This is a genomic window from Candidatus Palauibacter polyketidifaciens (assembly GCF_947581785.1).
GTDB lineage: Bacteria > Gemmatimonadota > Gemmatimonadetes > Palauibacterales > Palauibacteraceae > Palauibacter > Palauibacter polyketidifaciens.
This window is the reverse complement of the sequence record NZ_CANPVO010000003.1, coordinates 35810-46424: the sequence shown is the minus strand read 5'-3', so window position 1 is coordinate 46424 and position 10615 is coordinate 35810. Positions and strand designations below refer to the sequence as shown.

General features: G+C 69.2%; 10 protein-coding genes. 8 read left to right on the top strand and 2 right to left on the bottom strand.

Translation table 11 applies throughout. The features are described 5' to 3' along the window. Positions 1 to 856 (top strand): UPF0182 family protein (locus RN729_RS00625; RefSeq protein WP_310781559.1); only part of this gene is annotated, 856 nt, incomplete at its 5' end. Here RN729_RS00625 and RN729_RS00620 read toward each other — a convergent pair. Continuing rightward, positions 857 to 1003 carry a hypothetical protein gene (locus RN729_RS00620; protein WP_310781557.1) on the bottom strand — a complete coding sequence of 49 codons (147 nt, stop codon included), beginning with the start codon at positions 1001 to 1003 and terminating at the stop codon, positions 857 to 859. 29 nt (positions 1004 to 1032) lie between these two features. Further along, entirely contained in the window at positions 1033 to 2301 is a 1269-nt protein-coding gene (locus RN729_RS00615) for a PIG-L family deacetylase (RefSeq protein ID WP_310781555.1), read from the bottom strand. Positions 2302 to 2488: 187 nt separating this feature from the next. Between RN729_RS00615 and RN729_RS00610 the strand changes: the two genes are divergently transcribed. From RN729_RS00610 to RN729_RS00580, 7 genes are all read left to right on the top strand, one after another. Then, positions 2489 to 3160: a hypothetical protein gene (locus RN729_RS00610; RefSeq protein ID WP_310781553.1), complete on the top strand. Its 672-nt coding sequence runs from the start codon at positions 2489 to 2491 to the stop codon at positions 3158 to 3160. A gap of 95 nt (positions 3161 to 3255) precedes the next feature. Then, positions 3256 to 4104, top strand: coding sequence for a hypothetical protein (locus tag RN729_RS00605; RefSeq protein WP_310781552.1), 849 nt, complete (start codon positions 3256 to 3258; stop codon positions 4102 to 4104). Positions 4105 to 4204: 100 nt separating this feature from the next. Continuing rightward, positions 4205 to 4585, top strand: coding sequence for a cupin domain-containing protein (locus RN729_RS00600; RefSeq protein ID WP_310781550.1), 381 nt, complete (start codon positions 4205 to 4207; stop codon positions 4583 to 4585). Then, positions 4585 to 5376: an SDR family oxidoreductase gene (locus RN729_RS00595; RefSeq protein ID WP_310781548.1), complete on the top strand. Its 792-nt coding sequence runs from the start codon at positions 4585 to 4587 to the stop codon at positions 5374 to 5376. The genes RN729_RS00600 and RN729_RS00595 overlap by 1 nt, the downstream gene beginning before the upstream one ends. 173 nt (positions 5377 to 5549) lie before the next feature. Beyond that, positions 5550 to 7664, top strand: a complete 2115-nt coding sequence (locus tag RN729_RS00590) for a multicopper oxidase family protein (protein ID WP_310781546.1) — start codon at positions 5550 to 5552, stop codon at positions 7662 to 7664. A 49-nt stretch (positions 7665 to 7713) separates the two neighbouring features. Next, complete coding sequence (locus tag RN729_RS00585; protein ID WP_310781544.1) at positions 7714 to 9150, top strand: amidohydrolase family protein; 1437 nt, start codon at positions 7714 to 7716, stop codon at positions 9148 to 9150. Continuing rightward, positions 9147 to 10580 carry an amidohydrolase family protein gene (locus RN729_RS00580; RefSeq protein WP_310781542.1) on the top strand — a complete coding sequence of 478 codons (1434 nt, stop codon included), beginning with the start codon at positions 9147 to 9149 and terminating at the stop codon, positions 10578 to 10580. Before RN729_RS00585 ends, RN729_RS00580 begins: the two co-directional genes overlap by 4 nt. The last annotated feature ends 35 nt before the right edge of the window (positions 10581 to 10615 follow it).

Here is a 10615-nt window from a genome sequence, read left to right as displayed (position 1 = left end):
CGCGACCGATCCGATCATCCAGTCCTACGCCCGCGTGTTCCCGAACCTGTTCCAGCCGATGGAGGCGATGCCTGCCTCGATCCGCGAGCACGCTCGCTACCCGGAGTTGATTTTCGATATCCAGGCGGAGCTCTACAGGACATTCCACATGCGTGACCCGACCGTGTTCTACAACCGGGAAGACATTTGGGACGTGGGCAGGAGCCTCGCCGGCGACACCGGCGCCGCCGAGCGCATGAAACCGACCTACATCGTGGCGACGCTGCCGGGCGAGACCGAGCCGGAGTTCCTGCTGATGCTGCCGTTCACACCGCGCAACAAGGACAATCTCAACGGCTGGATGGCGGCCCGCTGCGACGGCGATCGGCTCGGGGAGCTGATCTTCTATCAGCTTTCCAAGCAGCAGCTTGTCTACGGACCGAACCAGATCGAAGCGCAAATCAACCAAGAGCAGCAGATCGCCCGCGACCTGACGCTCTGGAACCAGCAGGGCTCCCGCGTGCTGCGCGGCGAGATGATCGCCATGCCCGTTGGGGAGAATTTCCTCTATGTGGAGTCGATTTACATCCAAGCCGAGGCGGCTCGCATGCCGCAGCTGCGCAAGGTCGTGCTCGCGATGGGCGAGAGGCTGGTGTACGAGGACACCTTCGAGGAAGCGCTGGCCACTCTGGGCGACTTAGAGGCCGAAGACGCTGCTGCTCTGCTTGCCTCGGCCGATGCCGAGGCGGGACAGCCCGTCGCCGAAGCTACAGAGCCGCCGATCCGTACGGTCGCCCGCCGCCTGGCGGAATTGCGCAGGCGGGCGCTCCAGCTAGCCGACGACATCGAGGCGCTCGAGCGCGATTTCGAGCGCTGATCAGGGCTTGGCGCCGGGACCGCTCCAGTCCGCCACGAAGATGTTGAACTCGTAGCGCGAACTGGCATCGCGGTCGGACGAGAACACCAGCTGCGAACCGTCCGGCGAGAACTCGGCGAACGACGTGAAGCCGCCGAACTCGGTCACCTGGCGCAGGCCCGAACCGTCGGTGCCGATCAGGAACAGGTCGAATTCCCGGCTGTCGCAGTTGTTCTTGTTCGACGAGAAGATGATGTGCTTGCCGTCCGGCGCGCTTCGACGAGTACGGTCTGTCCCGGGACCAGCACGTCGTCTCGCGCCCGCAGTTCGACCCGCACTCCGGCCACGGCCGCGATCGCCCGCATTAGCAGGCGCGCGCGACGGTCGAGTTCGCGTCGCAACTCGCTCTCCGCCCCGGGGCGTGCGGCGGCGCGGAGCCGCTCCAGCCGTCGCAGCGCCTCGGCGAGGAAGGGCAGGGCGGTCTCCGGCCTCGTCGCGTTGAGCGAACCGCCGGCGTCGCCGATCGCCTCCCGGTACGCATGAATGTCCGTATGAACGTCCGCCTCCGCGGACCCGCCGAGGTCGGCGGCCAGAGTCGCCAGCGTCGTGTCCACCCCCGTAAACAGCGGCTCCGTCGGAGAGCCGCCGACCCGCGAGGAGACGAGCGAGAGGCGGGTGACGCGCGGACCGAGCGGCAGCGCCGTGCCGAAGTCCTGCGAGCGGTGCTGGCTGCGGCTGTCCATCGCGACCTGGTGGTGCGTGAGGCCGAACAGGGGATCGAGCGTGCCCGTCTCGATTTCGATCGAGGTGGCGCCCAGCTCGAAGAGGGGGCGGCGGTACAGCTTCAGCGGCGCCCAGGGTGCCGCGCCCGCCGCCAACTGTTCCGGGAAGCGGGTCGCGTCTCCCGCGGCGTCGAAGGCCTCGCGCGTGAGCAGGCCGGACACCTGGTGGTGCCCGTGGCCGTCCCGCTCCGTTCCGCTCCACATGCTGATGAGCACGTGTGGACGGAAACGCCGGATCGTCCACACCAGGTCGGAAAGGATCCGCTCGCGCGGCCACTTCGAGAAGGTCTCGTCCGCCGTCTTCGAGTAGCCGAAGTCGAAGGCGCGGCCGAAGAACTGCTCCGCCCCGTCGATCGTGCGGGCAGCGAGCAGTTCGCCCGAGCGGATGATGCCGAGCCCCTCGCCGAGTTCCGTGCCGATGAGGTTCTGGCCTCCCTCGCCTCGCGTGAATGAAAAGTAGGCGGCCTCCACCCCCCATCCGCGCGCGAGCGTGGTCAGCAGGGCGGTGTCTTCGTCATCCGGGTGCGCCGCCACCACGAGCACCCTCTTCACGCCATCGAGGTGCCGGAGGATGAGTCCCGCTTCGATCGCGCCGGGGAGGCGCGATCCCTGCGCGTGCGCGAGTGCCGGGAGCAGGCACCACGCCACGGCGGCGATCAGGGTGGACGTCGATCGAAGCTGCATGGGGCGGGAAGCTACGTCCGCGCCGCGACCCCAGAAAGGGAAGGTCGTACGTCTTTACTTGCCTTACAGTTGACTTGCGGCGCATCGGAGTAGATCATGGTCCATTACGACACAGCAAGTACGCGCTACTCGATATCTATCGTCGGGCGAAAAATCTGCAGGAGGAGGCACAATGAACGAAGATGTGATGAAATTCATAGAGGAGGAGTTGAAAAAGAACTCCCAGGTCTCGAATGCGACGCTCTTTGAAGGGGCGAAACTCATAGACAAGGCCATCGGGAAGCTGAACCCGAGGCAGTTCCATGCGAAGTATCCGCTGCAGATCAAGCGTCGTCTGGCGGGGGCCGGCACGAAGAGGACGGTCCGGGCGCCGGCAAAGGCGAAGGCGGCGCGGCCGCCGCGTGCCCCGAAGCGCGACGGGGAAGCAGCGGTGCTGGCGTACGTGGCCCGCGTGCTCAAGAGGAATCCCGACGTAAAGAACGCGGAGTTGTTCAAGGGCGCCTGCGAGATCGACGCTTCGGTCGCCAAGCTGTCGGCCCGACAGTTCCACGCGAAGTACCCGCTCCAGGTGAAGCGGCGTCTGGCCGCGGCTGCGCCGGCTCCGAAGCCCGCCCCGAAGCCCCGGAAGCCCGCCGCGCGGCCCCGGAAGCCCGCCGCGCCGGCCGTGGCCGAGCCCGCGCCGCCGCCCGCCGTGGCCGAGGCCCCGTCGATGGGAGGCGGGAATGCCGCCGCCATCCGCGGACTGCTTCTCAGTCTGGCGAGAGAACTGGCCAACGCCGGGACGCAGGCCGAGACGATCGAGGTCATGGCGCGACTGGACGGCTACGTGGACGACATCATGCAGGCGGCTCGAAACTGAGTCGCACCCGCCGGCCGGCACCCCGCCGGCGGTCCGCTTCGCCGCACATCCCGAGAGCCCGGCGTTCATGCGTCGGGCTCTCGTCGTTTCCGACCGTGTTTCCGGGCGCGTTTCGGCCCGCGTTTCTGGCCGTGGCGCTCGGCATCGTCCTCCCCGCGATGGCGGTGGCGCAACTGAAGCGCGACGCGCTCGTGCAGCCGGTAGGGTTGGAGCGGAGCGAAGCCCTGATCGGCATCGGCTTCACGCGCACGACGAACGCCGCCTTTCCGCTGGCCGGACACGGAGGGGAGCTGACCGCCTTCCCGGTGCTCCACGCCGCCTGGGCGATCGGGCCGCACGCGGTCGCCGAACTGAAGGGGGCGGTCCGGAAGGTGCTCTCGATCGAATCGCGGGACCGGGCCCCCGCCATCGCGCTCGACCCCTCCGTTCGAGACGGGACGACGCGCGATGTCGGCGATTTCGAAATCGGCATCTCGATCGTCCCCCTCAGGGGACCGGGGGGCTTCTCGGCCGGCGGGCACCTGGGAGTCAAGCTGCCGAACTCCGACGAATCGATGGGAATCGGCACGAACACGACCGACGTTACGATGGCGGCTCTCTTCTCCTGGGCCTCCGCCCGCTGGCGCGCGACCGGCTGGTTCGGCGTCTCCATCCTGGAGGTGCCGGCCGAGCCCTTCGAGCAGAACGATGCGTTCGCCTGGGCGTTCGAGGCCCTGTGGGACGCGGCCCCGAGCTGGCGGCTGTCCGTCGGGACCCGGGGGCGGGCCAGCACGAGAAGCATCTCCCCGCCCGGCACCGGCGACCTCGGCGAACTCCGGGCCACGGTCGAGTGGAGACGGGGACCGGTCGCGATCGACGCCGCGCTCGGGCACGGAACGACCGAAATGAGCGGAGACTGGAACCTTCGCGCGGGTGTCGCCTGGACGCTTGCCGCGAATCGGTAGGCGGCACATCGTCCGTCCACTCTACAACCCCCGGTCACGGCGTCCGGGAGCTACCCCGCGAGCACCCCGCGAGCTTACCCCGCGAGGCGAGGAGGAAACGATGAGCGAAGCGAAGCCCCGGCACTTCCGCTGGGAGGCGTTGCCCTGGGAACGTGTGACCGAGCAGTTGGGCCGGCGCATGGTGACGGGAGACCGGGCGATGATCGCGCAGGTGCTGCTCGAAGAGGGCGCGGTCGTCCCCACGCACTCGCACGAGAATGAACAGTTCACATATATCCTCGAAGGCGCGCTGCACTTCTGGCTGGGCGACGACGGGAGCGAGGAGGTCGTCGTGCGCGCGGGCGAGATCCTTCACATTCCCTCTCACGTCCCGCATAAGGCCATCGCGCTCGAGAAGACGCTGGATCTCGATATCTTCTGTCCTCCCCGCACGGATTGGCTCGACGGGACGGACTCCTACTTCCACGACTCGGACGACTGATGGACCTGGGGATCGCGGGCCGCGTCGCCCTCGTGGCCGCCTCCTCCAAGGGGCTCGGCCGGGCCGTGGCGGAGGAACTGGCGGCGGAAGGGACGCATCTTCTCATGTGCGCGCGCGGGAAGGCGGCGCTCGCGGAGGCCGCGGCGTCCGCGGACGCACGAGGGCCGGGTGACGTCGTCGCGGTCCCGGCCGACCTGTCGGATCCCGCGGACGTGGCCGGCCTGGTCGACGCGGCGCTGGCCCGCTTCGGACGCGTGGACATCCTCGTGAACAACGCGGGCGGGCCACCGGCCGGAAAGTTCGAGGACCACGACCGGGCGGCCTGGAAGGCGGCCGTCCGCCTCAACCTCGAGAGCGCCCTCGATCTCACGCGCGAGGTTCTGCCGGGCATGAAGGAGCGCGGCTGGGGGCGGATCCTGAACATCACGTCGGTCGCCGTCAAGGAACCGGTGGACGGGCTCATCCTCTCCAACAGCGTGCGCGCCGCCGTGACGGGTTTCGCGAAGACGCTGTCGAACGAGGTCGCGTCGTGCGGCATCACCGTGAACAACGTGCTCCCGGGCTTCACGCGCACCGCGAGGCTGGAGGAACTGGCCGCCGTGCGGGCCGAAGCCGCGGGGATCTCGACGGAGGAGGTGGAAGCGGAGTGGAACGCCGCGATCCCCGCAAATCGTCTCGGCGACCCGCACGAGTTCGCCGCGGTCGTGGCGTTTCTCGCCTCCGAGCGCGCCAGCTACGTGACGGGCGTCTCCATCGCCGTCGACGGGGGGCGCACGCGGGCCCTCCAGTGACCCCAGTGACCCCCGGTGCCCGGCGCCCCTCCGGGCGGCTCCCGTCCGGGCGGCGCTCATCCGGGCGGCGCTCACCCGGACGGCGCCTTTCCGGGCGGAGGGCCGTCCGGGCCGCGGCGGCGGCGCTCGTCGCCGGCGGGGCGCTCTGGCTGTCGGCGTGCGCGCCCCCGGATATGCCGCCACCGCAGGAAGCCGCGGCCTGCGAGCCTGGCGCGGAATCGGGGGGCGCGGCGAACCCCGACCTGTACTGCATGTCCCTCTTCCCGACGCCCCGCGTGCCCGGCGCGACCGGCACGGTCGAACTCCGCCGCCCGCCGGGACTGTTCTCGATGGGGGTGACGCCGGACGGACGACTCCTGTACGACGCCGTGATCTCGACCAACCTCCCGCCGCCCTCCACGCTGGGTCCGTACGACCGTTACGTCGCCTGGGCGTCGACCCAGGTGCTGTGGCCGATCGAGCGGCTCGGAGAGGTCCCGGCGCGCGGACGCGCCGAGGTGGGGCAGGTCGGGTTCAACAAGTTCCTCATCCTGGTCACGGCGGAGTCCGGTGCGGAACCCGGCGCGGAATCGGGCGCGGCGGGCGGGGCGGACGCGGAGCCGGCGGGTCCCTACGTGCTGCGGGCCCAGTCGCCTTCCAGTCGCATGCAGCCCGCCGACTTCCTCGAGTTCGCGCTCGGCGCCTCCCGCACGCCCCCCGGCGAGATGGCGATGGACGACGCGTGGGGCGGTGTGCCAATGCCCGACGGCGTCATGATGCTCCCGTCCCTCATGGAACTTCGGCCGGACGTCGAGCCCTGGCTTCCGGGAGACGGTTGGGAGGGCGAGATCGTGGACTCGCGCCCCCGCGAGTTGATCGAACTCGGCGACGGCGATGCGCTCTCCCTCGACGCCGTCTACGTGCGCCACCGCATCGGGAACCGCGAAATCCTCGGCTACGGCTTCAACGGGCAGATCCCCGGGCCCCTCCTCCGGGTCCCGGAAGCCGCGACCGTCACGATCGACTTCACGAACCGGATCGACTGGCCCACTGCAATCCACTGGCACGGACTCCGGCTCGACAACCGTTTCGACGGCGTCCCGGGCCTGACGCAGGACGTGGTCCCCCCCGGCGAGAGCTTCCGCTATACCCTGCATTTCCCCGACCCCGGCCTCTACTGGTACCACCCCCACCACCGCGAGGACGTCCAGCAGGAGCTGGGACTCGCCGGCAACATCATGGTCCGCTCGGAAGATCCGGACTACTTCGGTCCCGTCCACCGCGAGGAGATCGTGATGCTCGACGACCTCCTCATGGGCGAGCACGGGATCGTCCCCTTCGGCCTCGAGCGCGCCACGCACGCTCTCATGGGCCGCTTCGGCAACACGATGCTCGTGAACGGCGAACCCGATTACGCACTCGATGTGGAGCGCGGGTCCGTCGTCCGTTTCCTTTTCACGAACGCGTCGAACACGAGGACCTTCAACCTCTCCTTCGGCGGAGCGCCGATGAAGCTGGTGGGCACGGACGTGGGCAACTTCGAGCGGGAGGCGTGGGTCGAGAGCGTCGTCATGGCGCCGGCGGAGCGCTACATCGTGCACGTCGCCTTCCCCGAGAGCGGGGAGGTTCCGCTGCTGAACCGGGTGCAGGGGATCGACCACATCAACGGCGCCTTCTTCCCGGAAGAGGACACGCTGGGCGTCGTCCGCGTCGGCGCGGCGGACGCGGCGCCGGAGCTGACCGCGACCTTCGAGGCGCTGCGGGGGAACGGGCGCGCGCAGGACGAGATCGCGCCGCACCGACCCCTCTTCGACGGGCCGGTGGACCTCGAGCTGGAACTCGACATGTCGACGCAGGGCCTCCCCCTCGTCGTCGAGCGTCTCATGCAGGTGGATTCGGCGTACTTCCACCCGATCGAGTGGTCGGGGACGATGCCGATGATGAACCTGATGTCGACGCCGGAAAACGTGTCGTGGACGCTGCGCGAACCTTCCACCGGGCTCGAGAACGAGGCGATCCGGTGGACCTTCCGCGTGGGCGACGTCGTCAAGCTGAGGATCCGGAGCCGTCGGGAGACGCTGCACCAGATGCAGCACCCGATCCACATCCACGGCCAGCGCTTCCTCGTCCTCGCCACGAACGGCGTGGCGCACGACAACCTCGCCTGGAAGGACACGGCCGTCGTCCCCGTGGGCGGTTCGCTCGACCTCCTGCTCGAACTCTCCAACCCCGGCGACTGGATGCTGCACTGCCACATCGCCGAGCACCTGGAGGCGGGCATGAAGATGGTGTTCACGGTGGAGCCGTGACGCGGTAGGTTTTTCGGGCCCCGAACGGCCCAACTCACAGGAGTCTCCCATGAGAAAGTTCATCGCGGCCCCCGTCGCGCTCGCGGCCCTTCTCGCCCCGGTCCACCTGCCCGCGCAGTCCGCGGCCGAACTCGACGAGGCGACCTCCGAGTTCGTATCCATCGCCGGCCCGACCGTCGCGCTCGTCGGCGTGAAGGTCATCGACGGTACCGGCGCCGCCGGACGGACGAACCAGACGGTCGTGATCGAGGGGAACCGCATCGCCGCGGCCGGTCCGTCGGGCACGGTGGAGATCCCGTCGGGAGCCGAGGTCCACGAGCTGCCGGGACACACCGTGATCCCGGGAATGATCGGGCTCCACAACCACATGTTCTTCATGGGCGCCGGGGGCCGGATGGCCCAGGGCAACATCTCCTCCCCGCGTCTCTATCTCGCGGCGGGGGTCACGACGATCCGCACGACGGGCAGCGTCTCGCCCTACGCGGACCTCAACGTGAAGTCGAACATCGAACGCGGGCTCGCGCCGGGCCCCCGCATGCACGTCACCGCGCCGTACGTCACCGGACCCAACCCGGCGCTCGGGGACATGGCGCAGGTGAACTCGCCCGAGGAAGCGCGCCGCTTCGTCCGCTACTGGGCCGGGGAGGGCGCCTCCTGGATCAAGGCGTACACGACGATCCGCCGCGCCGAACTCGCCGCCGTCATCGAGGAGGCGCACGCGCAGGGCCTTCGGGTCACGGGCCACATCTGTTCGATCACCTTCCAGGAAGCCGTCGACATGGGGATGGACAACATCGAGCACGGCTTCGGGACGGCGACGGACTTCGACCCGCGGAAGCGGCCCGACGAGTGTCCGCCGAATTCCATGGTCACGGTCGGTGAGGAGGGGGACCCGAGCGGGGAGACCGCCCGGGCGCTCATCCTCTCCATGGTAGAGAACGATGTGGGAATGACCTCGACGATGGCCGTGATCGAGCCCATGACGAAGGGGCGGGCGGTCCTCGACGATCGGACGCTCGAGGCGATGGCTCCCGAGGTGCGGGAGGACTACCTCGAGACGGTGGACGCGATCGAGGCGAACCCGGATTGGCCGATGACGGAGGCGCACCTCCAGAAGCACATGGCGTTCGAGCGCGGCTTCGTCGAGGCCGGGGGCGTGCTCGCGGCGGGCGTGGACCCGACGGGGATCGGGGGCGCGATCGCGGGTTTCGGGGACCAGCGCAACTACGAGCTTCTCGTCGAGGCGGGATTCGATGCCCCGACGACGGTCCGGATCGTGAGCGCGAACGGCGCCCGGATCATGGGCGTGGACGACGAACTGGGGACGATCGAGGCCGGAAAGCTCGCGGACCTCATCGTGCTCGATGGCGACCTGGAATCGGACTCCGCGATCATCAGGAACGTCACGGTCGTGTTCAAGGACGGGGTGGGTTACGACTCGGAGAAGCTGATCGACTCCGTGAAAGGAATGGTAGGGATCCGATGATCGAATATCGTCGTGCCCGAAACGGGATTTTCGCCTTCGCCATCGCCGCGGGGCTCGCCGCGCCGGCCGCCGCGCAGAGCTACGACCGGCTGTCCGAGCAGACCCGCGCCTACGTCGCGGTGGAGGGGCCGGTCGTGGCGCTCGAACACGTACGCGTCATCGACGGCACCGGCGGCCCGGTGCTCGAGGATCAGACGGTGCTGCTGCGCGACGGCCGGATCGCCGCGGTGGGCCCCGCCTCGTCCGTCCCCGTCCCGGAGGGCGCGGAGCGTCACGATCTGGGCGGCCACACCGTGATCCCCGGGATGGTCGGCATGCACGACCACCTGTTCTACACCTCCGTCGGGGGACGGCGCGTGCAGCTCGGCTTCAGCGCGCCGCGGCTCTACCTCGGCTCCGGCGTCACGACGATCCGCACGACCGGGAGCTTCACTCCCTACGCGGACGTCCACCTGAAGGATGCGATCGACCGCGGCGATTCGCCGGGTCCCCGCATCCACATCACGGCGCCGTACATCACCGGCTCGACGGGCTCGCCGCACCAGGCCCGCATGACCTCTCCCGAACAGGCGCGGCGCTTCGTCGAGTACTGGGCGGAAGAGGGGGCGACGTGGGTGAAGGCGTACACGTCGATCGGGAGCGCCGAACTCGGGGCGGCGATCGAGGAGGCGCACCGCCTGGGTCTCCGCGTCACCGGGCACCTGTGCTCGGTGAGTTTCCAGGAGGCCGTCGCGCTCGGGATCGACAACCTCGAGCACGGGATGCTCACGGCGTCCGATTTCGTGCCGGAGAAGGAGCCCGACCGCTGTCCCGGCAACATCATGCAGCGGGCCGGCGGCTCGGACCCCACGGGACCCATCGCGCAGGAGACGATCGAGGCGATGGTGGAGGCCGGAGTGGGGCTCACCGCCACGCTCGCGGTCTACGAGGCCTTCTTCCCGGACCGTGCGGTCGTGGATGAGCGGACGCTCGAGCTGATGGCTCCGGACCTTCGAGAAGCGTACCTGGACGAGCGCGGGCGCATCCAGGAGATGGGACCCGATCCCGAGAACTTCCGGAACGAACTGCGTTTCGAGAAGGCGTTCGTCGACGCCGGGGGGTTGCTCGCGGCGGGGGTCGATCCCACGGGCAACGGCGGCGCGCTCCCCGGCTTCGGGAACCAGCGGAATTTCGAGCTTCTGCTTGAGGCCGGACTCTCGCCGGTGCAGGCCGTGCAGGTCGTGAGCGCCAACGGGGCGAGGATTCTCGGGGTGGACGACGAACTCGGCACGGTCGAAGCCGGGAAACTCGCCGATCTCATCGTGCTGAACGGCGATCCCGGGAGCGATCCGAGCGCGATCCGGGCCGTCCGCTGGGTGTTCAAGGACGGCGTCGGATACGACTCCCGCGAACTCGTTCAGGCGACGCGGGGCCTCGTCGGGATCCGCTGAGTCCCGCGCCGGTCCCCTGACTCGCAGATCGATCC

Bases quoted from the DNA above. Each gene is read 5' to 3' on its own strand.
- RN729_RS00615 (WP_310781555.1), bottom strand. From the start codon at position 2,301: ATGCAGCTTCGATCGACGTCCACCCTGATCGCCGCCGTGGCGTGGTGC.
- RN729_RS00610 (WP_310781553.1), top strand. From the start codon at position 2,489: ATGAAATTCATAGAGGAGGAGTTGAAAAAGAACTCCCAGGTCTCGAAT.
- RN729_RS00600 (WP_310781550.1), top strand. From the start codon at position 4,205: ATGAGCGAAGCGAAGCCCCGGCACTTCCGCTGGGAGGCGTTGCCCTGG.
- RN729_RS00595 (WP_310781548.1), top strand. From the start codon at position 4,585: ATGGACCTGGGGATCGCGGGCCGCGTCGCCCTCGTGGCCGCCTCCTCC.
- RN729_RS00590 (WP_310781546.1), top strand. From the start codon at position 5,550: ATGCCGCCACCGCAGGAAGCCGCGGCCTGCGAGCCTGGCGCGGAATCG.
- RN729_RS00585 (WP_310781544.1), top strand. From the start codon at position 7,714: ATGAGAAAGTTCATCGCGGCCCCCGTCGCGCTCGCGGCCCTTCTCGCC.
- RN729_RS00580 (WP_310781542.1), top strand. From the start codon at position 9,147: ATGATCGAATATCGTCGTGCCCGAAACGGGATTTTCGCCTTCGCCATC.